At 69.5% G+C, this 24,275-nt stretch carries 21 protein-coding genes; 8 read left to right on the forward strand and 13 right to left on the reverse strand.

Annotated features, from left to right (window positions below; genetic code table 11):
* The 10 genes from ON39_RS17290 to ON39_RS17335 form a co-directional block, all read right to left on the reverse strand.
* Positions 1-1,053 (reverse strand): AAA family ATPase (locus ON39_RS17290; protein WP_169335890.1); only part of this gene is annotated, 1,053 nt, incomplete at its 3' end.
* A 560-nt stretch (positions 1,054-1,613) separates the two neighbouring features.
* Positions 1,614-1,808, reverse strand: a complete 195-nt coding sequence (locus ON39_RS17295) for an acyl-CoA carboxylase epsilon subunit (RefSeq protein WP_040735318.1) — start codon at positions 1,806-1,808, stop codon at positions 1,614-1,616.
* The gene (locus ON39_RS17300; RefSeq protein ID WP_051186741.1) at positions 1,805-3,349 is read right to left on the reverse strand and encodes an acyl-CoA carboxylase subunit beta; all 1,545 of its coding nucleotides are present in this window, start codon (positions 3,347-3,349) and stop codon (positions 1,805-1,807) included. The genes ON39_RS17295 and ON39_RS17300 overlap by 4 nt, the downstream gene beginning before the upstream one ends.
* A gap of 109 nt (positions 3,350-3,458) precedes the next feature.
* The gene (locus ON39_RS17305) at positions 3,459-4,865 is read right to left on the reverse strand and encodes an aldehyde dehydrogenase family protein (RefSeq protein WP_040735320.1); all 1,407 of its coding nucleotides are present in this window, start codon (positions 4,863-4,865) and stop codon (positions 3,459-3,461) included.
* Between the two features lie 34 nt (positions 4,866-4,899).
* The gene (locus tag ON39_RS17310) at positions 4,900-5,706 is read right to left on the reverse strand and encodes an HpcH/HpaI aldolase family protein (protein WP_040735321.1); all 807 of its coding nucleotides are present in this window, start codon (positions 5,704-5,706) and stop codon (positions 4,900-4,902) included.
* A complete protein-coding gene (gene hpaH / locus ON39_RS17315; protein ID WP_040735322.1) occupies positions 5,691-6,476 on the reverse strand; it encodes a 2-oxo-hept-4-ene-1,7-dioate hydratase in 786 nt (261 codons plus the stop codon). Before hpaH ends, ON39_RS17310 begins: the two co-directional genes overlap by 16 nt.
* A 13-nt stretch (positions 6,477-6,489) precedes the next feature.
* Entirely contained in the window at positions 6,490-7,596 is a 1,107-nt protein-coding gene (gene hpaD / locus ON39_RS17320; protein WP_255219275.1) for a 3,4-dihydroxyphenylacetate 2,3-dioxygenase, read from the reverse strand.
* A 29-nt stretch (positions 7,597-7,625) separates the two neighbouring features.
* Positions 7,626-9,152, reverse strand: a complete 1,527-nt coding sequence (gene hpaE / locus ON39_RS17325) for a 5-carboxymethyl-2-hydroxymuconate semialdehyde dehydrogenase (protein WP_040735335.1) — start codon at positions 9,150-9,152, stop codon at positions 7,626-7,628.
* A 20-nt stretch (positions 9,153-9,172) separates the two neighbouring features.
* Complete coding sequence (locus ON39_RS17330; protein ID WP_040735336.1) at positions 9,173-9,856, reverse strand: GntR family transcriptional regulator; 684 nt, start codon at positions 9,854-9,856, stop codon at positions 9,173-9,175.
* Positions 9,853-11,337 (reverse strand): fumarylacetoacetate hydrolase family protein, encoded by a 1,485-nt coding sequence (locus ON39_RS17335; RefSeq protein ID WP_040735324.1) that lies wholly within the window; start codon positions 11,335-11,337, stop codon positions 9,853-9,855. The genes ON39_RS17330 and ON39_RS17335 overlap by 4 nt, the downstream gene beginning before the upstream one ends.
* 152 nt (positions 11,338-11,489) lie before the next feature.
* Here ON39_RS17335 and ON39_RS17340 point away from each other — a divergent pair, with 152 nt between their 5' ends.
* The 8 genes from ON39_RS17340 (at position 11,490) to ON39_RS17375 (ending at position 22,865) form a co-directional block, all read left to right on the forward strand.
* A complete protein-coding gene (locus ON39_RS17340) occupies positions 11,490-12,869 on the forward strand; it encodes an MFS transporter (protein ID WP_040735325.1) in 1,380 nt (459 codons plus the stop codon).
* A 3-nt stretch (positions 12,870-12,872) separates the two neighbouring features.
* The gene (locus tag ON39_RS17345) at positions 12,873-14,798 is read left to right on the forward strand and encodes an FAD-binding monooxygenase (protein ID WP_040735327.1); all 1,926 of its coding nucleotides are present in this window, start codon (positions 12,873-12,875) and stop codon (positions 14,796-14,798) included.
* Entirely contained in the window at positions 14,795-16,255 is a 1,461-nt protein-coding gene (locus tag ON39_RS17350; protein ID WP_174412535.1) for an APC family permease, read from the forward strand. The genes ON39_RS17345 and ON39_RS17350 overlap by 4 nt, the downstream gene beginning before the upstream one ends.
* On the forward strand, positions 16,248-17,885 hold the full coding sequence (locus ON39_RS17355) for an amidohydrolase (protein ID WP_040735337.1): 1,638 nt from the start codon (positions 16,248-16,250) through the stop codon (positions 17,883-17,885). Before ON39_RS17350 ends, ON39_RS17355 begins: the two co-directional genes overlap by 8 nt.
* Before the next feature lie 51 nt (positions 17,886-17,936).
* Positions 17,937-19,070, forward strand: coding sequence for an ornithine cyclodeaminase family protein (locus ON39_RS17360; RefSeq protein WP_040735329.1), 1,134 nt, complete (start codon positions 17,937-17,939; stop codon positions 19,068-19,070).
* A gap of 40 nt (positions 19,071-19,110) precedes the next feature.
* Entirely contained in the window at positions 19,111-20,232 is a 1,122-nt protein-coding gene (gene solA / locus ON39_RS17365) for an N-methyl-L-tryptophan oxidase (protein ID WP_040735330.1), read from the forward strand.
* A gap of 88 nt (positions 20,233-20,320) precedes the next feature.
* Positions 20,321-21,844 carry a GMC family oxidoreductase gene (locus tag ON39_RS17370; protein ID WP_211336236.1) on the forward strand — a complete coding sequence of 508 codons (1,524 nt, stop codon included), beginning with the start codon at positions 20,321-20,323 and terminating at the stop codon, positions 21,842-21,844.
* A gap of 103 nt (positions 21,845-21,947) precedes the next feature.
* Complete coding sequence (locus tag ON39_RS17375) at positions 21,948-22,865, forward strand: AraC-like ligand-binding domain-containing protein (protein ID WP_083894514.1); 918 nt, start codon at positions 21,948-21,950, stop codon at positions 22,863-22,865.
* Positions 22,866-22,867: 2 nt separating this feature from the next.
* On the opposite strand, the gene ON39_RS17380 is transcribed toward ON39_RS17375, so the two are convergent.
* From ON39_RS17380 to ON39_RS17390, 3 genes are read right to left on the reverse strand one after another with little or no spacing between them, the layout of a single operon-like run.
* A complete protein-coding gene (locus ON39_RS17380; protein ID WP_040735341.1) occupies positions 22,868-23,263 on the reverse strand; it encodes a nuclear transport factor 2 family protein in 396 nt (131 codons plus the stop codon).
* 14 nt (positions 23,264-23,277) lie between these two features.
* Positions 23,278-24,087 (reverse strand): molybdenum cofactor biosynthesis F family protein, encoded by an 810-nt coding sequence (locus ON39_RS17385; RefSeq protein ID WP_083894515.1) that lies wholly within the window; start codon positions 24,085-24,087, stop codon positions 23,278-23,280.
* A gap of 14 nt (positions 24,088-24,101) precedes the next feature.
* Positions 24,102-24,257: an SDR family oxidoreductase gene (locus ON39_RS17390; RefSeq protein WP_255219276.1), complete on the reverse strand. Its 156-nt coding sequence runs from the start codon at positions 24,255-24,257 to the stop codon at positions 24,102-24,104.
* Between the last annotated feature and the right edge of the window lie 18 nt (positions 24,258-24,275).

The raw sequence follows: 24,275 nt of genomic DNA on the forward strand, positions 1-24,275 counted from the left end.
GGCCCCGGAGGGCGCCGCCCGGTCGTAGAGCAGCTCCGCGGCGCGCACCTGGAGCTCGGCGCCGTGCTCGGCCGGGAGGCTGCCGAGGACCGCCTCCGCGGCCACCGGGTGGCGGAAGTCGCCGTCGCGCAGCAGACCCGCCGAGGCCATGACGTCGATCCCCTGTTCGACGGCCTTCTGCTTGATGCCCAGTATGCGGCTGATCATCTCGGGCGTCCCGTCCGCGCCCAGCACCGCGATCGCCTGCGCGATGTCGAGCAGCTCCGGGTCCAGCCGGCGCACGGACGCGAGCACCGCGTGGCCGAACGCGGCGCCCACGGCGAGCCGTTCGTCGTCGGTCGCGCCGAGCGCTCGCTCGCGCGCGCGATGGTCCTCGATCAGCCCGTCGACGAGCATGGGATGCCCGCCGGTCAATTCGTGCACCGCGGGGGCGAGCCGCTCGGCGGTCGCCGCGTCCAGCCACTGCGCGAGCGTCTCGGTCACCCCCGCCACCGACCAGGGCGCGAGCGTCAGCTGGCGGTGCGGGTGCAGGACGACCTCGGACCGCGGCGCGGGCCAGGACGGGTTGTACGGTTCACGCTCGGTGGCCACCAACAGGATTCGCGAGGAGCCGATGCGCCGCTGCAGCGACAGCAGCAACTGCAGCGACCAGGCGTCCACGAACTGGATGTCGTCGACGCAGATGACGACCGGTCTGATCTTCGCGAGCGTCACCAGTTCGGCGCACATTTCGTGCACCGCGCGGGCCTGGGCGTGCCGAACAGCCTTGCTGCTGTCCGGGTTTCCGTTGCCGAGGAAGGGGTCGGCGATGAGCAACTCGGTGACCCGCTCGATGGTCCGCTCCGGCAGACCGGGGCTGGTGAACAGCTGATCTATGACGCCCGCCTGGATCGAGTGCTCAGCCAGCGAGCCCGCGGCGTATAACACCCACGCGTCGGATTCGGCCGCGTGATGGGCGAATCTACCCAATAATTCCGTTTTGCCGCTCGCGGGCGCCCCCTTGACGAGGACGAACTGGCCCGTGCTGTCCCAGAATTCGCTCAGTAAATTCAATAAGTATTCTAACGCGGTAAAAAAGGACAGAAAGGCCACATTTCCTCCTCTGAACGTGCCCATGCCCGTGTTTCGGAGGGCGTCCATTCCGCCGGCGACCGCGGGATCACCGCGGCGTCGGACGATCGATCTTCAGGCCGCCCCCACTCGGTCAGCCGGGTGCGGCCGCCGCGCCGTGCGCGGCGGTGCTCTCCTCGGCTGTCAACGCTTCCCGGTGCCGGATAATCGCGGGCAGAACGGCCGACGCGTACCGGTTCGGGTCGATGTCGTTGGACGTGGTCCACTGCCCCCCTCACTACCCGGGAAATCGCGTGGCCCGGCAATCCTTGAACCACAGCGATGTAGGTCAGAGCGTCGTGCGCGCGTGAACTGCGCGGACCACGATCACCAAGACTGCCCCCGGGTCACAACACTGTCAACCCAGCAAAACCTGGGGCCGAGATCGATGCTAATCGCGTTGTCCGGAACAACAACCCGAATAACTTCTCGCCGACTGTGGGATGAATTGTGCACGTAATTAATAGGGGTTGACTCGACGCGGAAAGCGGTGTTCCGGTCGATCACCGGCTCCACATGCCGGCCGGCCGGTAGCCGCTCGGGCGCGGCCACAGCGCCGAACCGGGCGTGATCGGCTGTGGCGCTTGGGTTTCCGGGCATGCGAGGCAGATCAGCAGGACCGCGAGCAACGCCGCCAGGTCCGTGTCGGAGGGCGCGCCGGACAGCACGGTTATCGGAATGATCGCGGGCCGGGTCACATCGGCGGGTTCCCGTGCTTGCGCGCGGGCAGCTCGGTGTTCTTCGCGCGCAACATGGCCAGGGCGTCGACGAGAACCGACCTGGTGGACGCCGGGTCTATCACGTCGTCGACCAAGCCGCGTTCGGCCGCGTAGTAGGGGTGCATCAATTGCTGCTGATATTCCTTGATTCGTTGGCTGCGAGCCGATTCCGGGTCGGCGGCCTGCGCTATCTCTTTGCGGAACACCACGTTCGCCGCGCCCGCCGCGCCCATCACCGCGATCTCGTTGCTCGGCCACGCGAAAGATAGATCGGCCCCGATCGATCGAGAATCCATCACGATGTACGCGCCGCCGTACGCTTTACGCAGAATGACCTGAACGCGCGGAACGGTGGCATTACAGTAGGCGTACAACAGTTTCGCGCCGTGCCGAATGATGCCGCCGTGCTCCTGCGCCGTGCCCGGCAGAAATCCCGGCACGTCCACCAGGGTCACCAGTGGAATACCGAACGCGTCGCACATCTGCACGAAGCGCGCCGCCTTCTCCGCCGCGTGGATATCGAGCACCCCGGCGAGCACGGCGGGCTGATTGGCGACGATCCCGACGACGTGCCCGTCCAATCGGGCGAGCCCGCAGACGATGTTGCTCGCCCACTGCTGATGCACCTCGAACAGTTCGCCGTCGTCGACGATCTCCTCGATCACCGCACCGATGTCGTAGGCCTGATTCGGATTTCGGGGAATCAGCTCGATCAGCGAGTCGTTGCGCCGGTGCGCCGGGTCGCCGCCGCGGCGCACCGGCGGCAGTTCGCGATTGTTGGACGGCAGCATCGAGAGCAGGAATCGGACGTCGGCGAGGCACTCCTGCTCGGTGTCGTAACTGAACGCGCTCGCGCCGGAGACGCCGCCGTGCACCTGCGCCCCGCCGAGCTCCTCGTGGGTCACCGCCTCCCCGGTCACCGCGTGCACCACGTCGGGGCCGGTGATGTACATCTGCGCGATGCCGCGGACCATGAACACGAAATCGGTGAGCGCGGGGGAGTAGGTCGCGCCGCCGGCACACGGGCCGAGCACCACACTGATCTGTGGAATCACCCCACTGGCCTTGACATTTCGCGAGAAGATGCCGCCGTAGCCGGCCAGCGCGCTGACTCCCTCCTGAATGCGCGCGCCCGCACCGTCGTTGAGGCTCACGATCGGCGCGCCCGCCGCGAGCGCGAGATCCATTGCCTTGTGGATCTTCTCGGCGTGGGCCTCGCCGAGCGACCCGCCGAAGATCCGGAAGTCGTGCGCGTAAACGAAAACTGTTCTGCCGTAAACGGTTCCCCACCCGGTGACGACGCCGTCGGTATCGGGCCTGCGGTCCTCCAGGCCGAATCCGGTGGCCCGATGCCTGCGGAACTGCTCGATCTCGCGGAAGCTGCCCTCGTCGAAGAGCAGCTCGATCCGCTCCCTGACCGTCAGCTTGCCCCGCGTACGTTGGGCTTTCGTCGCCCGCTGAGAAGGCCCGGTCACCGCCTGCTCGCGCCGCGCGTCCAGTTCGGCGAGTTTGTGGTACATGCGGTAAGTGTGGCCGCCCGGCGTCGAGTTCCGGCATCCCGATCGGCCCCTAAACGTGCCTGCCGCGCCCCTATTCGCGGCAGGCACGCAGCGCATGCCCCGGCGCCCGTCAGCCGTTGATCACCTGCGGCGCGGCAACGGATTTGAGCCCCTCGACGCCGAATTCCAGCCCGTAGCCCGACTTCTTGACCCCGCCGAACGGGATCATCGGGTGCACGCCGCCGTGCGAGTTGATCCAGACCGTGCCCGCCTCGAGGCGCTCGGCGACCGCGCGGGCGGCCGCCTTGTCCTCGCTCCACACCGACGCGCCGAGCCCGACGTCGAGCGCGTTGGCCATGGCGATCGCCTGCTCGACCTCGTGGTAGCGGATGATGGGCAGGGCCGGGCCGAACTGCTCCTCGGTCACCAGCGGGTTGTCGTTGTCGACATCGGCGACCAGGGTCAGCGGATAGAAGTTGCCCGGCGCGTCGCGATCGGGATCGCCGCCGGTCAGCACGGTGGCCCCGGCCGCGCGCGCCGCCTCGACCAGGCGCGCGACGATGTCGAACTGCTGCCGATTCTGCAGCGGCCCCAGCACATTGGCCTCGTGCAGGCCGCGCCCCATCGGCATGGCCGAGGCCACCTGGACGAGCGCGGTACAGACGTCGTCGTAGACGTCGTCGTGCACGTAGAGCCGCTTCATGGCCGCGCACGTCTGACCGGTGTTGATGAACGCGCCCCAGAACAGGTCGTGGGCGATCGCCTTGGGATCGACGTCGGGCAGCACGATGCCCGCGTCGTTGCCGCCGAGCTCGAGCGTCAGCCGTTTCACCGTGTCGGCCGAGCTCCTGATGACGGCCTGCCCCGTACGGGTGGACCCGGTGAACATCAACTTGTCGATGCCGGGGTGGGCGGCCAGGCGCGCGCCGAGCTCGCCCGCACCGGCGACGGCGTGCAGAATGTCCTGCGGCAGAACGTGGTTGAGCACCTCGATCAGCGCGAGCACGCTCAGCGGGGTGTACTCCGACGGCTTGACCACGGCGGTGTTGCCCATCCGCAGCGCGGGGGCGATCTGCCAGATGGTGATCATCATCGGCCAGTTCCACGGGCCGATCGCGCCGACCACGCCGAGCGGCCGGTAGCGCAACTCCGCGTGCGCGGTCTCGTCGTCGACCACCGTCTCGCCCGGCAGCGGCGTCGCGGCGGTGGCGCGCAGCCACGAGACGCAGGCGCCGACCTCGAAGCGGGCGTTGGGCCCGTTGAGCGGCTTGCCCTGCTCGCGCGAGAGCAGTTCCGCCAGCGGCTCGGTCGCGGCCTCGACCGCGTCGGCCGCGCGCAGCAGGAGGTCCACGCGCTCCTCGTCGCCGCGCGCGGCCCACGCGGGCTGCGCGGCGCGGGCGCGCGCGATCGCGGCGTCGAGGTCGGCGACGGGCCGGAAACGGACCCGCCCCACCACCTCTCCGGTCGCGGGGTCCGGGATCGCCCGGCCGTCGGGGTCGGTGATGCGCGCGAGGAGGGTGTCGTAACTGACTGTCATTGCCCGGTCTCTCTGTGTGCTCGCAAGGATGGGATCAGTAACCGCCGCGCGAGGTCTCGTCGTGCGGCGAGCCGATGAATCGGTCGGCCAGGGCCTCCGAGCCACGGGCGAGCAGGGCGGCGTCCGCCCCGACGAGCAGGAACGCCGCCCCCTCGCGCACGTAGGCCATGGCCTGGTTCGGGTCGAACGCGTTGACGCCGACGGGTTTTCCGGCCGCGGTGACACCGGCGAAGGCCCGGCGCACCTGAGCCGTCACGTCCGGATGGGTCTGCATGCCGAGCAACCCCATGGCAGCGGCGAGGTCGCTCGGGCCGACGAAAACGCCGTCGACGCCCGGTGTTTCGGCGATGGCGCGGGCGTTGGCGACGCCGTCGAGCGTCTCGATCTGCACGAACACCGAGACGTGGTCGGCGCCGTCGGCGAGGTAGCCCTCGACGCGGTTCCACCGCGCCGAGCGCGCCAGCGCGCTGCCCACGCCGCGGCGCCCGAACGGCGGGTACTGCGCCGCCTCGGCGACGGCGCGCGCCTGCTCCGGGGTCGAGACCATCGGCACCAGAATGTTCTGCGCGCCGAGATCCAGAACCTGTTTGATGATGACGGTCTCGCCGATGGGCACCCGGACGACCGGCGTCACCTCGTAGCCGGACACCGCATACAGTTGCGCCAGCACGGATTCCAGGCCGTTGGGCGCGTGCTCCATGTCGATCAGCACCCAGTCGAGCCCGGACCCGGCCATGATCTCGGCCACCACCGGCGACCCGGTGGTGATCCACCCGCCGTACAGCGGGCGGCCCGCCTCGGCCAGCGCGTCGCGCAGCGTCCGGCTCAGACGAATCGGCATGAGATCGTTCCCATCGGTCCGTAGTCGGCGAGAATGGTGTCGTTCCGCTCGACCCACAGCGGCCGGGTGAACGATCCGGCGAGCACGATCTCGCCCGCCTCTAGCCGATCGCCGTGCTCGCTCAGCTTGTTCGCCAGCCACGCGACCCCGGTCGCCGGGTGGTTGAGCACGGCGGCGGCGACGCCGGACTCCTCGATCGTCTCGTTGCGATACAGCAGCGCGGACACCCAGCGCAGGTCGACGTCGTTGGGCCGCACCGGGTTTCCGCCGTAGACCAGCCCGCCCATCGCCGCGTTGTCGCTGATGGTGTCGACGATGGTCCGCCCGGCCAGCTCGATGCGTGAGCTGAGGATCTCCAGCGCCGGAACGACGTACTCGGTCGCGCGCAACACATCGAAGACGGTGGCGCGGGGACCATCGACCGCCGCGCCCAGCACGAACGCGAGCTCCACCTCGATGCGCACGTTCACGAACCGGTCGTGCTCGATGACGGACCCGTTCTCGAAAACCATGTCGTCGAAGATGGTTCCGTAATCCGGCTCGGTGATGCCGGTCGCCGCCTGCATCACCTTGCTCGTGAGACCGATCTTGCGGCCCACCGGTGTGCGCCCGCGCTCGATGCCGCGGCGCCGCCATTCGTTCTGCACCGCATAGGAATCCGCGACCGTCATCCCGGGATGGCGGGCGGTGAGCAGGGGTATAGTGCGGCGGTCGCGCTCGGCGGCGGCCAGCTCGTCGGCGATCGCCGTGATGGTCTCGGTGGGCAGCATCCGTTGTCCCCCTTCAGAGTTGCGCGCCGAGCTTGTACTCGCTCGGCCTGCGCTCCGGATCGTCCTTGCGGGTGTAGGAGAACCCGTCGGCGCCGATGGTGACGGCCATCTCCGATTCCTCCGTGCGCATGGCCACCGGCTGCGGGTTGCCGTCGAGGTCGAGCACCAGCGAGGCGTCGATGTACCAGCTCGGCACCACCGGGCTGCCCCACCAGTCGCGCCGCTGATTGTCGTGCACGTCCCAGGTGACGACCGGGTTGTCGGGGTCGCCGGTGTAGTAGTCCTGGGTGTAGATCTCGATGCGGTGCCCGTCGGGGTCGCGCAGGTACAGGTAGAAGGCGTTGGAGACGCCGTGGCGGCCGGGCCCGCGCTCGATGAGGTCCGACATGCGCAGCGCGCCGAGCTTGTCGCAGATGGCGATGATGTTGTGCTTCTCGTGCGTCGCGAAGGCCACGTGGTGCATGCGCGGCCCGTTGCCGCCGGTCATCGCGGTGTCGTGCACGGTCGGCTTGCGGCGCAGCCACGCCGCGTACACCGTGCCGCCCGCGTCCTGGATGTCCTCGGTGACCCGGAAACCCAAGTCCTCCATGTACTTCACCGCGCGCGGCACGTCGGGCGTCACCTGGTTGAAGTGGTCGAGCCGGACCAGTGCCCCCGGGGTGTACAGCTCGTAGTGCCACGCGAGCCGCTCGACATGCGCCGCGTCGTAGAAGAATTCGTACGGAAAGCCGAGCGGGTCCTCGACCCGCACCGAGTCCCCGATGCCCTTCGTGAAGCCCGTGGCGCGCCGTTCGACGCGGCAGCCGAGCTCGGTGTAGAACTCGACCGCGCGATCGAGTTCGGCGGGGCTGCGCACCCGGTACGAGAACGCCGCGACGGCGGCGATCGGGCCCGCGCGCAGGACCAGGTTGTGGTGGATGAACTCCTCGAAAGACCGGAGATAGACGGCGTTCTCGTCCTCCTCGGTGACCACCAGGCCGAGGATGTCGACGTAGAAGTGGCGGGCGCGCGCGAGGTCGGTGACGACGAGTTCCATGTAGGCGCAGCGGACCACGTCCGGCGGCGCGGCCTTCGGTGTGCGGATCGGGTGGGCGGCGCGGATCGGATCCTGCGCGGTCACAACGGGTTCGGGGGAGTCGGGGGTGATGGTCACGATGGTTCCTGCTTGCCGAAGGTCGGGTTGTGGGCCGGGCCGAGATTGATGTGCACGGCCTGCTGATCGGTGTAGAAGTCGATGGAGCGGTAGCCGCCCTCGTGGCCGAGGCCGGAGGCCTTCACCCCGCCGAACGGCGTCCGCAGGTCGCGGACGTTGTTGGAGTTGAGCCACACCATGCCCGCCTCGACCGCCTGCGCGAAGGTGTGCGCCCGCTTCAGGTCATTGGTCCAGACGTAGGCGGCCAGGCCGTACCGGACGCCGTTGGCGAGCGCGAGCGCCTCCGCCTCGGTGTCGAACGGCGTGATCGCGACGACCGGGCCGAAGATCTCCTCCTGGAAGATTCGGGCGTCCGGCTTCACATCGGCGAAAACCGTTGGCGCGACGAAGTTCCCGCCGTCGAAGCCCTCGGGCCTGCCGCCGCCCGCGACCAGGCGGCCCTCCGTCTTGCCCAGCTCGACATAGCTCATCACCTTGTCGTAGTGCTCGGGGTGCACCAGCGTGCCGACCTCGGTGGCCGGGTCGTGCGGGTAGCCGACGACGACCCGTTTCGCCTGCGCGGCATAGCGTTCGACGAACTCGTCGTAGATGGAGCGCTCGACGAGAATGCGGCTGCCCGCGGTGCACCGCTCGCCGTTGAGGGAGAACACGCCGAAGATGGTGGCGTCGATGGCGGCCTCGAGGTCGGCGTCGGCGAACACGACGGCCGGGCTCTTGCCGCCCAGCTCCATCGACAGCCCCTTCAGCGACGGGGCGGCGTTCTCGAAGATGAGCTGGCCGGTGCGGCTCTCCCCGGTGAACGAGATCAGCGGCACCCCAGGGTGTTTCACCAACGCGTCGCCCGCCTCCTCACCGAGCCCGTTGACGAGGTTGAACACGCCGTGCGGCAGCCCGGCCTCCTCGAAGATCCCGGCCCACAGCGACGCCGACAGCGGCGTGAACTCGGCGGGCTTGAGCACCACCGTGTTCCCGGTCGCCAGCGCGGGCCCGAGCTTCCAGGACTCCAGCATGAACGGGGTGTTCCACGGCGTGATCAGGCCGGCGACGCCGATGGGCTTGCGGTTGACGTAGTTGATCTGTTTGCCGGGAACCTTGTAGGTGTCGTCCACCTGCGCGACGACGAGATCGGCGAAGAACCGGAAGTTCTCGGCCGCGCGTCGGGCCTGGCCGAGCGCCTGGGTGATGGGCAGCCCCGAGTCGAACGACTCCAGCTCGGCCAGCCGCGCGTCGCGGGACTCGACGATGTCGGCGATGCGGTGCAGGATGCGCGACCGCTCGCGCGGCAGCATGCGCGGCCACGGTCCCTCGGTGAAGGCCTTGGTCGCGGCGGCCACCGCGAGGTCGATGTCGGCCCGCTTGCCCGCGGCCGCCCGGACGTAGACCTCGTTGGTGACGGGGTCGAGCACGCCGAAGGTGTCGCCGTCGATCGAGTCCACGAATGAGCCGTCGATGTAGTGCTGGATCCGCGCGGGCAGGTCGGCGGGTGTGTGCGGGGAGGCGGGGGTACGCACCGCATTGGTCATGGAAGACTCCGGATTCGGGTTCACACGGCCGGTAGGCCGAAGGTTTCGTCGGGATGCTCGTGGACCAGGTAGGCGTCGAGCGTGGCCGCGCGGTGGCGGCGGGCGACCTTCTCGATCTCGCCGAGCGGCGCGCCGATCTCGATGAGGCGCACGATGTTCTCGTGTTCGCGCACGGACTCGTGCGCGCGGCCCGGCACGAAGGAGAAGGTCGAGGAGCGCAGGTGGCCGAGGCGGGCCCACTCGGCCTCCACCAGCGTGACGATGCGGGGATTCACGCACTTGGTGAACAGGATCGAGTGGAACTCGTGGTTGAGCGCGGTGAACGCGCTCGGATCGAAGTCATCGAGCGACTCGATCATCCGATCGTTGACCGCCCGTGCCCGGCGCAGGTCGTCCTCGGTCAGGCGACCGGCCGCCAGCGCGGTCGCCGCGCCCTCGAGCACGCTCAGCGTCTGCATGCTGTGCCGGTACTGCGAGTCGTCCACCATCGAAACCTGCGCGCCCACATTGCGTTCGAAGGTGACCAGTCCCTCGGCCTCGAGCTGCCGGATGGCCTCGCGCACCGGGACGACGCTCATGTCGAGGTCCTTGGCGATGGCGCTGAGGACCAGCCGGTAGCCCGGCGTGTACTCCTGGCGCGCGATCCGCTCCTTGATCCAGTGATACGCGACCTGCGACTTGCTCTGTGCACCACCGGGATTCATCGGCTCCTGCGCCACTGTCGGTACCTCGCCTTCCATTCCGCGTCGGGGGGAAACAGGCCGTGCACCGGGTGGCCGGCGCGGACCTGCTCGGCGATCCAGCCGTCTTGGACCTCCTGTTCGAGAGCATCGTCGACGACCTCCTCGGCGATGCCGGGGGGTAGCACCAGCACGCCGTCGCCGTCGCCGACGATGATGTCGCCGGGCTCGACGGTGGCGCCGCCGCAGGAGATGGTGAGGTCGCAGTCCCACGGCACGTGCCTGCGCCCGAGGACCGCCGGGTGCGGGCCCGCGGCGAAGACCGCGAGGCCGATCTCGGCGACGGCGTCGTGGTCGCGCACGCCGCCGTCTGTCACCACGCCTGCCGCGCCGCGCACCTTCGCGCGCAGCGCGAGAATGTCGCCCAGCGTGCCGGAGCCGGCCTCGCCGCGGGCCTCGATGACGATCACCTCGCCGGGAGCCACGGTGTCGAACACCCGCTTCTGCGCGTTGTAGCCGCCGCCGTGCGCGGTGAACAGGTCCTCACGATTCGGCACGAACCGCAGCGTGCGCGCGGTGCCGACGAGCCTGGCCCCCGGGCGCGTCGGCCGCACGCCGTCGATGGACACGTTGTTCAGCCCGCGCTTGCGCAGTTGCTGTGACAAGGCGGCGACCGGCACGCGGGAAAGCTTGTCGCGCAGTTCGTCGGAGAGCCCCGGGTGCGCGGGAAGCCCTGCGGCGGAACGGGATCCCCACGCCTCGGCCCGCTGCGTGTCGTCGACCGACGGCAGGGAGCCGAGGGCGGCGTCGAACTCGTGCGTGCCCTGCGTGACCGTGGTGACCAACCGGCCGGAGCTGGGCGCGCCCGCCGTGTCGGGGGCGTCGACCTCGACCTCCACCACGTCGCCCGGCACGACCACCGACGATCCGGCCGGGGTGCCGGTGAGGATCACATCGCCCGGTTCGAGGGTGAAGTGTTGCGAGAGATCCGAGATCAGCTGGGGGAGCGGGAAGATCAGGCCCGAGGACGAATCCTCTTGGGCGAGAACCCCGTTGACCCATGTCCGCACCCGCAGCGCGCCGGGCTCGACGGTCTGCGCGTCGATGAGGTTCGGCCCCAAGGGGGTGAAGCCGTCGCCGCCTTTGGAGCGCACGTTCGAGCCCTTGTCGTTGGCCCGGAGGTCGTACAGGCCGAAGTCGTTGCCCGCCGTGACCGCCGAGACATGCTTCCACGCGGACTCGAGCGGCACTCGCCGCGCGGGTGCGCCGATGATGAGCGCGATCTCCCCCTCGAACGCCAAAAGCTCTGTCCCGGCGGGCCTTTCGATGACGCCGCCGGTGGTGGCGACCGAACTGCTCGGCTCGAGGAAGTAGGACGGGTGCGCGGGCCTGCGGCCCCGCTGGTCCGCGCGGGAGGCATAGCTGAGATGGATCGCGATGATCTTGCCCGGCCGGCTGGGGAGCGCGGAGAACCGGCTGTCACCAGCGTCGTTGCCGACTTTCATAAACCTCCCTAGCGACTCTTGCATCGTATCTCAAATCGTATATCATTAGTGAAGCGCATCGCAAGTGACGCAGATCGCATCTCGCAGCCGCCGTGATCGGCGGCACTACGGGCCCGGCATCGCCGCCCGGCACGAATACAAAGGAGTCCCCAATGAGCGCGCCACCATGGTCTGGGGAGCCGAGCTCGCCGACCGTCAGCGAAAAGGACCGCCGCCGAGTCGTTTTCGCCACCGTGGTCGGCACGACGGTCGAGTGGTACGACTACTTCGTCTACGCGGGCGCCGCCGGGCTGGTCTTCGGAAAGCTCTTCTTCCAGCCCGCCGGGGAGGGCATCGCGACCATCCTGTCGTTCCTCACGGTGGGGATCAGCTTCCTCTTCCGCCCGCTGGGCGCCTTCCTCGCAGGGCATTTCGGCGACAAGTACGGCCGGCGGGTCATCCTGATGGTGACGCTGGTGGCCATGGGCGCCGCCACGACGCTGATCGGCCTGCTCCCGACCTACGCCACTCTCGGCGTGGCCGCGCCGGCTCTGCTCATCCTCCTGCGTGTGCTGCAAGGGATCTCGGCGGGCGGCGAGTGGGGCGGCGCCGTGCTGATGGCGGTCGAGCACGCACCGCCCGGCAAACGCGGGGTGTTCGGTGCCTCGCCGCAGATAGGCGTGCCGCTCGGGTTGCTGGCGGCCTCCGGCGTGCTGGCGCTGACGACGATGCTCGCGCCGGGGGACGCCTTCCTCGAATGGGGTTGGCGGATACCGTTTCTGCTGTCGGTCGTGCTGATCCTCATCGGTCACTACATCCGCAGGCGCGTCGAGGAGAGTCCGGTCTTCCGGCAGATCGCCGAGCGGCGCGAGCAGACCGCGACCCCCGTCGTCGAGCTGTTCCGCGGGCACGGCCTGCTCGTCCTGATCGCGGCCGTCGTCTTCGCGGGCAACAGCGCCGTGGGATACATGACCACCGGCGGCTATATCCAGAACTACGCGACCGACGCGCACGGCTCGGTCGGTCTCGACCGCGGACCGGTCCTGTGGGCGGTCGCCGGCTCGGCGTTCACCTGGCTGCTGTTCACCTGGCTCGGCGCCGCTCTCAGCGACCGGATCGGCAGGCGCACAACGTATCTCATCGGCTGGGTGCTGCTGCTCGCCGCGCTGGCGCCGCTGTTCCCGTTGGTGAACACCGCGAATCCGTGGCTGCTGTTCTGTGGACTCGCGCTGCTCACGGTCGGCCTCGGCCTCACCTACGGCCCGCAGGCCGCGCTCTACGCCGAGCTGTTCCCGGCGTCCGTCCGATTCTCCGGGGTCGCGATCTCCTACGCGCTCGGGGCGATCCTGGGTGGCGCGTTCGCCCCGACGATCGCCGCGGCGCTCGTGCGCTCGAGCGGCACGACCACCTCGGTGGTGCTCTATCTCGGCGGCGTCGTCGTGCTCAGTTTCGTGGCGACGCTGGCCCTGCGCGACCGCAGCGGCATCCCGCTGGGCCCGGATCACGAAGCGGCACAGGCGATAAGCCCTATCAGAGGAATGACGAGGGTCTGAACAGTGCAGTTCCATCACCACGGGTACGTGTCCACCGACCCGCGCATCCAACCGGCCGCGGGCGTCGGCCTCGACCGCCCCGACGAACTCCCCGACGAGATGGACGTTCTCATCGTCGGCACGGGCCCGGCAGGCATGATCACCGCCGCGCAGCTGGCCCAGTTCCCGACCGTCACCACCCGCATCATCGAACGCCGCCCCGGCCGCCTCGCCATCGGACAGGCCGACGGCATCCAGGCGCGCAGCGTGGAGACCTTCCAGGCGTTCGGGTTCGCCGAGCGCATCGTCGCCGAGGCGTACCGGATCACCGAAATGGCGTTCTGGAAGCCGGATCCCAACGATCACACGCGGATCGTCCGGGCCGCCCGAACCCTCGACGATCCGACCGGGATCAGCGAGTTCCCGCACCTGCTGGTGAACCAGGCCCGCGTTCTCGACTACTTCGCCGAGGCGATGATCAACGCGCCGACGCGCATGCGACCGGACTACGGCTACGAATTCGGTGACCTCGAAATCGCCGACGCCGGCGACTATCCGGTGACCGTGACCTTGGCTCGGACGAGTGGCGAGCACGAGGGTGAGATACGAACGGTGCGGGCGAAGTATGTGGTCGGCGCCGACGGCGCGCACAGTCGCGTGCGCGACCGCATCGGCTGTGTGCCGAAGGGCGACAAAGCCTTCCACGCGTGGGGTGTGATGGACGCGCTGGCCGTCACCGACTTCCCCGACATCCGCACCAAATGCGCCATCCAGTCCGGGTCCGGCGGCAACATCCTGCACATACCCCGAGAGGGCGGCTACCTGTTCCGGATGTATGTGGACCTGGGCGAGGTGCCCGAGGACGACAACGGCAAGGTGCGCGAGACCGGCGTCGAGGCGATCATCGCGCAGGCCAACGAGATCATGCGCCCGTACACCCTCGACGTGCGAGAGGTCGCCTGGCACAGCGTCTACGAGGTCGGCCACCGCGTGACCGATCGCTTCGACGACGTGCCGGTCGAGGAGGCGGGCACCCGCACGCCGCGGGTGTTCATCACCGGCGACGCGTGCCACACCCACAGCGCGAAAGCCGGTCAGGGCATGAACGTCTCGATGCAGGACGGATTCAACCTCGGCTGGAAACTCGGCCACGTGCTGGCGGGCCGCAGCCCCGAGACCCTCCTGGCGACGTACTCGGCCGAGCGACAGGTGATCGCGCAGAACCTCATCGACTTCGACCGGCAATGGTCGAGCATGATGGCCAAGCGCCCGGAGGAGTTCGCCTCGCCCTCGGAGCTCGAGGACTTCTACGTCAAGACCGCCGAGTTCCCCGCCGGCTTCATGACCGAGTACCGGCCGTCGATGATCGTCGGCGAGCCCATACACCAGAGTCTCGCGAGCGGGTTCCCGATCGGGAAGCGCTTCAAGTCCGCGCCGGTGGTGCGCGTCGCCGACGCCAACCCCGTCCATCTCGGGCACCACCACCGTGCCGACGGGCGTTGGCGCGTCTACGCTTTCGCCGCCGACCCGACGGCGGTGGGGGCCGACGTCTCGGCGCTCGACAGGTGGGCGCGGTGGCTCGCCACCGCGCCCGAGTCCCCGCTGCTCGCGTACACCCCGAAGGACGCCGACATCGACAGCGTCTTCGACGTGAAAGTCGTTTACCGTCAGCCGCATACGGGCGTCGACCTCGCCGCCGTGCCGGCCGCCTTCCTGCCCGTGGTCGGGCCGTTCCGCCTGGTGGACTACGAGAAGGTGTACGCGACCGACCCGCACCTCGACATCTTCGCCGAGCGCGGCATCGACCGCCGCGGCGCGATCGTCGTCGTGCGCCCCGATCAGTATGTGGCGACGGTGCTTCCGCTCACCGCGACCGCGGAGCTGGCCGAGTTCTTCGACCGGATCATGCTCCCGCCGTGCACCATCGAATCGGCGAGGGACAACGCGTGACGAGCACGAACGAGCCGGTCGTCCACGATCACCGCCTGCGCCGCGGGTCCGTCGGCGTGTTCGGGGTGACGTTCTTCGTCATCTCCGCGGCCGCGCCGCTGACCGCCATGGCGGGCGGCGCACCGCTGGCCATGCTGCTCGGCAACGGCCCCGGCGTGCCCGGCGCCTACCTCCTGACCGTGGCCACGCTGCTGGTGTTCGCCGTCGGCTACACGGCCATGGCGCGGCACCACATCAGCACCGGGGCCTTCTACTCCTACGTCACCCGCGGCCTGCGTCAGCAATTCGGCGGCGCCGCGGCATATCTCGCGCTGGTGAGCTACAACGCCATGCAGATCGGCCTCTGGGGGCTCTTCGGTGCGGCGACGGGCGGCTTCCTCGCCGACGAGTTCGGCCTGCGCATCGACTGGTGGGTCTACGTGGTGCTCGGCATCGCCGCGGTCGCGGTGCTCGGCTACCGGCAGATCGATCTGTCGGTCAAGGTGCTCTCGATCCTCGTGGCCGCCGAGTTCCTCGTCGTTCTCGTGCTCGCGGCGGTGATCGCGGTGCGGGGCGGCGATTTCGGGACGGCGCCGGTCAGTGTCACTCCGCTGCTGCCCAGCGCGCTGACCGGCGGCTCGCTGCCGATCGCGCTGCTGTTCTGCTTCGCGTCGTTCATCGGCTTCGAGGCGACCGCGCTCTACAGCGAGGAGGCCGAGGACCCGAGGCGGACGGTGCCGCGGGCGACGTTTCTGTCCGTGGTCACCATCGGCGTCGCCTACACCTTCGTCACCTTCCTGATGATCAACGGCGCGGGCGTCGACACCACGCGGGGCTTCATCGAAAGGCTCAGCGACCCCACGACATTCCTGTTCGAGCTCGCCGATTCCTATGTCGGCCCGTGGTTCACGACGATCATGCGAATGCTGTTCTGCACCAGCGTCTTCGCGGCGGTTCTGGCATTCCACAATGCGGTGGCCCGGTACGTCTACGCCCTCGGGCGGGAGGGCTTGCTGCCCGGCCACGCGGGCCGGACCCACCTCGTGCACCGGAGCCCGCACGTCGGCTCGGTCGCGCAGTCGGTGCTCGCGCTCGTGGTGGTGGCCGTCTTCGCGGCCACCGGGCAGGACCCCGTTCGCGCCCTGTTCACCTGGCTCACCAACCTCGGCACGCTGGGCGTCATCGCGCTGATGGCCGCCTGTTCGTTCGCGGTCGCCGCGTTCTTTCTCCGGCATCGCGACCTCGACCGCAACATCGTCCGGACGCTCGTCGCGCCGGTCGTGGCCGGCCTCGCCCTGACCGCGATCCTCGGCTACGCGGTCGCGAACTTCGACCTGCTCATCAGCGCGGGCGGGGTGCTGGTGTGGCTGCTGCCGAGCCTGCTCCTGGTCGCCGCGGCCGCGGGAGTCGTTGCGTCACTGATACTTCGAGCGCGTGCGCCGCGGCGGTACGCGCGGATGGGACAGCACTATGTCTGAAACGGTGCTCCACACCAACGCGAAGGTATGGACGGCCGACGACTCGACGCCGCACGCCTCGTCCTTCCTGGTCCGCGACGGCACCATCGGCGCGATCGATCCGTCGCGCGACGAGCTGACCGGGCGCGAGACCGTGGTGGATCACGGCGGCGCGTTCGTCCTGCCCGGCCTCGGCGACATCCACACGCACCATCTCGTGGCGGGCCGCGCCGACCTCTACGAGCTGTCCCTGGACGCGACCGCGTCGCTCGACGCCGTGCTCGCGTCCGTCGCCGAGTGGGCGGACGCGCTGGCGGAGGACGCGTGGATCGTCGGCGGCGGGTGGGGAAGCACACTGGCGGAGACGATTTCGAGCCGCGCGGTGCTCGACCGGCTCGACCGCGCCGCCGGGGGACGGCCGGTGCTGCTGCGCGACGACAGCTGCCACAATCGGTGGGTCAGCTCGCGGGCCATGGAGCTCGCGGGCGTCGGCGGGCCCGGTCTGGACCCGGTGGGCGGCGAGATCGTGCGCGACCAGGTGACCGGGGAGCCCGTCGGGCTGCTCATCGAGTCGGCGCTCATTCCGGTGGAGCGGGCGTACGCGGCGTCGCTGGGCGACTCCACCGCGCTCGACGCCGCGGGCTGCCGCCGGGCCGTCGAGATGCTGCACGCCTTCGGGATCACGCATTTCCAGGACGCCGCCGCGTCGCTGCCGATGCTGCGCGCGCTCGCCGAACTCGACGCGCGCGGCGACCTGCACGCCTGGGTGGTGACGTCGGCGCAGATCAACGACCGGATCTTCGGCACCGACCCGGTGGGCCGCCCGCTGCTGGACGCCGCCGAACGGTATCGCACCACTCATCACCGGCCCGACTTCGTCAAGATCTTCCTCGACGGCATCCCGACCTCGCGCACCGCGCTGTTCCTCGAGCCGTATCTGCCCGACGCCGAGCACGGGAGCGAGTGGGTGGGGGAGGCCACGATGACCGCCGCCGAGCTCGCGGACTGGCTCTTCGAGGTGGCGCGGCGCGGGCTCGGCGCGAAGGTGCACTGCACCGGGGACGGTTCCGTGCGGATGCTGCTCGACTCCGTCGGCGAGATCCGCGCCGCGGGTCACGCGGACACCATCGTGCAGCTGGCGCACGGCGAGTACATCGCCGAGGAGGATCTGCCGCGGGTCGCCGAGTTGGACGTCGTCGCGGATCTGTCTCCGCCGCTGTGGTTTCCGGGCGTCATCCACGAGGCGCACTACGGCTGTATCCCGCGTGACCGCGCGAATCGCATGTGCCCCAACAGGTCTCTGCTCGACGCGGGCGTGCTGCTGGCGGGCGGGTCGGACTGGCCGGTCATGCCGAGCCCGAACCCGTGGATCGGCATCCAGGGCCTGGTCACCCGGGCCGATCCGACGGGCGTGTTCCCCGGAACCCTGTGGCCCGAGCAGGCACTCACGGTGGCGGAGGCGCTGCGGGTCTACACCATCGGCGTCGCGCGCGCGAGCGGCCTCGGCGCCGTCGCCGGATCGCTCACGCCGGGCAAGTCCGCCGACTTCACCGTCCTCGACCGTGACCCGTTCGCCACCGACCCGGCCGAGCTCGCGCGGATCGAGTCCGTGCGGACCTGGTTCGCCGGACGGCTGGTCTATCAAGCGTGACCATCGAATGCATTGTCAGCGGGACGAACTCGGCCTCAGCAAGGAAATAGCATGAATACGCCCTCGATCGACTTCCTCTACCTGTCCGAGCCCGACATGATCGCTGCCGGGGTCACCGACATGCCCGCCTGCGTCGACGCCATGCAGGAGACCTTCGTGCTGCTGCACCGGGGCGACTACCGCATGGCGGGGCCGAACAGCGACTCGCACGGGGCGATGATCACCTTCCCCGATGACTCGCCGTTTCCGAATATGCCCGCGAACACGCCGGAGCGCCGGCTCATGGCCATGCCCGCCTATCTCGGCGGCGACTTCGGCACCAGCGGGGTGAAGTGGTACGGGTCGAATATCGCTAACCGGGACAAGGGATTACCGCGTTCGATCCTCATGTTCATGCTGAGCGACACCGATACCGGCGCGCCGCTCGCGCTCATGTCGGCGAATCTATTGTCCGCCTATCGAACCGGCGCGGTGCCGGGGGTCGGCGCCCGCCTGCTGGCTCGGCCGGACTCGCGCGTGGTCGGCATCGTGGGGCCGGGTGTCATGGCCCGAACCTCGCTCGCGGCCTTCGTCGCGGCGTGCCCGGATATCGAGACGGTCAAGATCAAAGGGCGTGGGCAGGGCAGCATCGATAGCTTCCGGGCCTGGGCGGCCGAGGAGTACCCCAAGCTGGAGACGATCGTCGTGGACACGATCGAGGACGCGGTGCGCGACAGCGACATCGTCACCTACTGCACCACCGGCATGCTGGGCGATCCGTCGAAGTACCCACTGATCGTGCGCGATTGGGTGCGGCCGGGCGCGTTCCTGAGCATGCCGGCCATGTGCGATCTCGACGACGCCATGCGGGCGCCCGACGTGCGCAAGGTCGTCGACAATGTCCGCCTCTACGAGGCGTGGGCGGAGGAGACCGGTTACCCGTCGCACCACCGGATTCCGATCATCGGCTGCAAATTCATGGACATGATCCACGACGGCGCGATGGACCGGGCCGATCTGGTGGACCTCGGCGCGATCGCCGCCGGGGCCGCGGTAGGCCGGCGCTCCGACGACGAGATCGTGCTCCTCTCGGTCGGCGGCATGCCCGTCGAGGACGTCGCCTGGGGGACGGTGGTGTACCGGAACGCCGTGAAACGGGGGATAGGAACCACATTGAACCTCTGGCAGTCCCCGGCGCTGGCATGACGACGGCACCGCTGGTCCCTACGCGCGAAAGGTCTCGGAAATGGATGCGGACGTAGTCGTCATCGGCTTGGGCAGCGCGGGCTCGATGGCATTGTGGCAGTTGGCCAAACGCGGCCTCGACGTCGTGGGCGTCGAGCAGTTCGGCATCGGCCACGCCCGCGGCTCGTACGCGGGGGATTCCCGCCTGTTCCGCTCGGCCGTGCACGAGGGGCCGCGGTACGTGCCGCGGCTGCGGCGCGCGCGCGAGTTGTGGCTCGAGCTCGAGCGCGACAGCGGCAGGCACCTCTACGACGAGTGCGGGGCGCTCCAGATCGGGACGGCGGGCACGGGCGGTATCGCCAAATCCGTTGCCTCCGCTCAGCAATTCGACCTACCGCACGAAGTGCTGGACGCGTGGGACTTGCGTGCGCGCTACCCGCAGCACCGGGTCGACGACGACACGGTCGCGGTCCTCGACCATCACGCGGGCAGCCTCTACCCCGAGGCGAGCGTCCTGGCCGCCGTGGCGGCGGCCGAGGCTCGCGGCGCCCGTGTGCTGACCAACGCAGAGGTCATCGACTTCGACGAGCGCGGCGGACGGCTAGAGATAGTGACGCCCGAGGTCCGGGTCTCCTGCGAAAAGGTCGTGGTGGCAACGGGTTCCTGGACACTGCGGCTGCGGCCCGACCTCAAGGGCTTCCTCCAGATCCTGCCGCTGTCGCTCACCTGGTTCATGCCCCGGCATCCCGAATTGTTCACCGCCGACCGCTTTCCGGTGTTCATCCGCGACGAGGACGGCGTGCACCTGTACGGGACGCCGAGCCACGACTCCTACAGCGTGAAGGTGGCGACGGAGCCGCTGTGGCCGGCGATCGGCTCGCCCGACGACGTCCCGGCGTTCAGCCGCGCCGATCTGCGCCGGATCACCGCCTGGGCGGCGGAGTTCATCCCCGACCTCAACCCCGAACCCGTGCGCTACTCGATGCACCACGACCTCTTCGCGCCCGGCGACCTGCCGCTGGTCGACCTCGACGAGGACACCGGCATGCTGCTGCTCACCGCGTTCTCGGGGCGCGGGTTCAAGTTCGCCCCCGTCTTCGGCGAGATCGCCGCCGACCTGATCACCGGGGTCCGAAACGAGCTGTGGGACAGCGGTTTCGCCCTGTCGTCGCATCCACGATGAGCGCGGGGGTGTCCTTCCGTTGACTTCACGCGCACACTGTCACGGTCGTGCCCGCGCCGGAGCCTGGCGAGCGGCCACGATCGATCAAGTGACGGACAAAGACTTCCAGGTGGACTACATCGTCGTCGGCGCGGGCACGGCCGGTTCGGTAGTCGCCCGCAGGCTGCTCGACCGCACCGACGCCACCGTGCTGGTGCTCGAAGCCGGTCAGGCCGACACGAATCCGGCCATCCGCGACCCGCTGCGCATGCACGAACTCTGGCACGGGGCCGAGGACTGGGACTACTTCAGCGTCGCCCAGTCGCACGCCTGCGGGCGTCGCCTGCACATGCCGCGCGGGCGGGTGCTCGGCGGTTCGCACGCGCTCAACGCGACGATCTACGTGCGGGGCAACCCGGCCGACTACGACTCCTGGGCCGCGCGTGGGGATTCCGGGTGGTCCTGGCGGGCGATGGAACCGCTGTTCCGGCGGATCGAGCGCTACGACCGCGACGACTCCGGGGTCAAGGGCACCGCGGGAATGCTGGACGTGCTCAGCGACTACGCGGTCGACCCGATCCAGAAGGCGATCCACGCCGCGGCCGAACAGACCGGTGTCCCGGCCAATCCCGACTACAACAGCGGCGTGCAGGACGGTGTCGGGCGCGCCCAGTTCACCCTCCGCGACGGGTTACGGCAGACCACGGCCGACGCCTATCTCAAACCGGCGCTGAGCAATTCGCGCTTGACCGTGCTGACGGGCGCGCGGGTGCACCGTGTGCTGGTGCGGCGGGGCCGGGCCTATGGCGTGGCGGGCAGCATCGACGGCCGCGCGTTCGTCGCGTCGGCGCGGACCGAGGTCGTGCTGACGGCGGGCGCGATCGATTCGGCGGCGCTGCTGCTGCGTTCGGGCATCGGACCCGCCCAGGAGCTGCGGGCCGCCGGTATCGAGCCGATCGCCGACCTGCCCGGCGTTGGCCGTAATCTGCTCGACCACTGGCTGGTGCCGGTGATCTTCGGCGCCGAGCGCGAGATCGCCCACACGCCGGGCCTGCCGCACGCGCAGACCCAACTGTTCTGGCGCAGCGAGTCCGGGCTCGCGACCCCGGACGTGCAGCCGCTGCACTTCAGCGTCCCGCTGTACGAGCCGTGGATGTCCGGCCCGGCCAACGGATTCTCGCTCATGGCCGGACTGATCCGCCCGCACAGCGTCGGACGGCTTACCGTCGCCGGCGCGCACGGCCCGACCCTGATAGACCCGAAAGTCCTTGCGGCACCGGCGGACCTGCGCCGGTTGGTCGAAGCGGTGCGGCTGTGCAGGCAGATCGGCGCGGCACCCGCGTTACGCGCCTGGAACGCGACCGAGCGCTACCCCGGCCCGGCCGTGCGGACGGACTCGGACCTGCGCGACTACATCCGCCGCACGGTGATCACCTACCACCACGTGTGCGGGACGTGCGCCCTCGGCACCGGCCCGGAGGCGGTGGTGGATCCCGCCCTGCGGGTGCGCGCGGTGGAGGGTTTGCGAATCGCCGACGCCTCGGTGATGCCGACCATCACCACGGGCAACACCAACGCCCCCACCATCGCCATCGCCGAACGGGCCGCGGACCTGATGGCGCCGGCGAGGTAGCACCGCGCGGCGAATTGTCCTGCGGGGCACGGTCTGTTGTCCGAGCCCGCACGGTTCGCCGCTTGCCCCGGGCGCGCGACGGCGTGCTGCCCACTATGGGGCGATGACGATTCTCACTCGTATCGACGGTACGTCCGGTGCGAAGCCTCGGGCGGGGTCGGCATTGGACATCGTGGTCGACGACCCGGCGACCTTCCGGGGGCGGGTTCGCGGGCACGCGGCGGGGGAGCTGGTGTTCGCGGAGGTGTCGGCGATCGCGCACCGCGCGGTCGGCACGGGGCGACCGGGCGCCGAGGCGTATTGCAAAGTGCTGCTGCCGATTCAAGGCTACTGTCTGCTGAGCCAGGCGGGCCGTCAGGTCGTGCTCGGACCGAACGAGGTTGCGGTGCTGGATATGTCGCAGTCGTACTTGGTGGTGTTCGACACCGCCTGCCGAATGCGGGTCGTCGTGTGCCCGCGCCGCGTGCTGCGGCTGCCCGCGTCGGGTGTCGACGCGATCACCGCGACCGCGCTGTCGCACCCGGCGACCGCGCTGTTGACGGTGTTGCTCGCGGGGATGACCGCCAGGACCGCGGAGTTCGGCAGTGCCGAGCTGCTCCGGCTCACCGACACCGTCATCGATCTGGTGGGGACCGTGCTCGCCGCGCACGCGAGCGCAGGCCAGGCCGCGCGCCACGGCGTCCTGCACCAGGTCAAGACCTACCTCGAGCATCACCTCGACGATCCCGAGCTCTCCCCGGCGATGGCGGCCGCGGCGGCACACCTGTCGATCGGCTACCTGCACAAGCTGTTTCGCGCCGAGGGCGCCACGGTGTGCGGGTGGATCAGGCAGCGGAGGCTGGAATGCTGCCGCGCCGACCTGATCGACCCCGCGCTGTTCGAGCTCGCGGTGGCCGCGGTGGCGGCGCGGCGCGGATTCGTCGACGCGGCACACTTCAGCCGGTTGTTCAAACTGACCTACGGTGTGCCGCCTCGCGAGTATCGAATTCTCAACGGGCTCGGCAACTTTCCGGCCCGTTAGTTTCAGGGTTGCATGGCCGCCCGCACCGCCGCGGTGTCGGTGAACTGCTCGAAGCGCTGGACCGTCGCGTTCGACAGCCGCCACACGTGCACGAACCGTGCGGTCATCCAGTGTCCGGTCGCCCGGAAGGTGCCCGAGTAGTTGCCGATACCGATGACAATGCCGTCGCCGGCCCCCGCGACCTCGTCGACCGCGGCGGTATAGCCGTCCCACTCGGCGGCGATGCGCGCGAAGACGTTGTCGCGCACCGCGTCCGGGCCGATATAGGTGCCCGCGTACGGGAACCCGGCCATCTCGGTCCACGCCACGTCCGGGGCGAGCGGGGCCAGCATGCCGGGCAGATCGCCGCGGTCGGAGGCCGCGTAGTGGGCCTTGATCACCTCGAGGTCACGGTTCATGGAGTTGCTCACCTTCACTTCGGTTGTCCGTCTTGCGGATACTGCACGCGGCCCAGGCTGGTGATGTGGGCGCCCCCCGGCGCGTTGCGCACCGCGCCGCCGTGCCCGAGGCCGAAGAACTTTCCGGTGGAGCGCATAGCGGCGAGGTCGTAGAGCCAGGTCGCGGCGACCGGGATGAGGAACTCGCGGAAGGTGAAGACGTAGTAGTCCTCCGCCAGCTTCCAGGTGGTGGTCAGATCGACGTCGCCGTGCCCGCGCTGCTCGCCGACCAGGCACTGCCAGCAGTAGCGCTCGGTGCTCAGATAGACGTGCTCGTAGAGATGATTCGGGCTGTACCGGTACAGCGCGCGCCAGCCGACGAGATCCCGTGTCGGGCCGGGGATCTCGCCGCTGGGCGCGCGTCCGTCGCCCGGATCGATCACGCCCGCGAAGAACCGCTGCGACACCCGGGGCTCCCCCGGCGTCGGCTCCTCGGCGATGGTGGACTCGATCGTCACGGTCCGCGCGGACGGCAGGTGTGCCACCGTGACCTCGCTGACGTAGGGCCGGTCGGCGAAGGTCTGATCGAGGAAGAACACGTCCTCGGACACCTCGATCGCCTGATACCAGTCGGTGCCCGACTCCGCGCCCCGGGTCCAGTGCACCCGATCGGCGGACTGGAATCGCAGCTCGGTCTCCACGTCGTCGGCGCGGCGTAACAGCCAGCGCGCGTTGGTCAGTCGGTCGGTCGGCGGGATCCGGTTGCCATCGATACCGGCGGCGAAGTCGTCCATCTCCTTCCAGTCGGCGGGCGAATCCTGCACGGCGGTGCCGTCTTCGGACATCGTGGTCTCCTCACTCATTGGGCATCGGGCGCGAACGCGATCGTGGGCAGGTCGACCGCGGCCGCGCCGGAGTCGGCGACCACCACCGAGCCCGTCATGGCCGCGGCGTCGGGGGAGAGCAGGAAGGCGACGATGGCGGCGATCTCGTCCGGCTCGACCGGCCGGCCCAGCGGTGTGTCGCGGGTGAC

This window comes from Nocardia tenerifensis NBRC 101015, from assembly GCF_000308715.1.
Lineage (GTDB): Bacteria > Actinomycetota > Actinomycetes > Mycobacteriales > Mycobacteriaceae > Nocardia > Nocardia tenerifensis.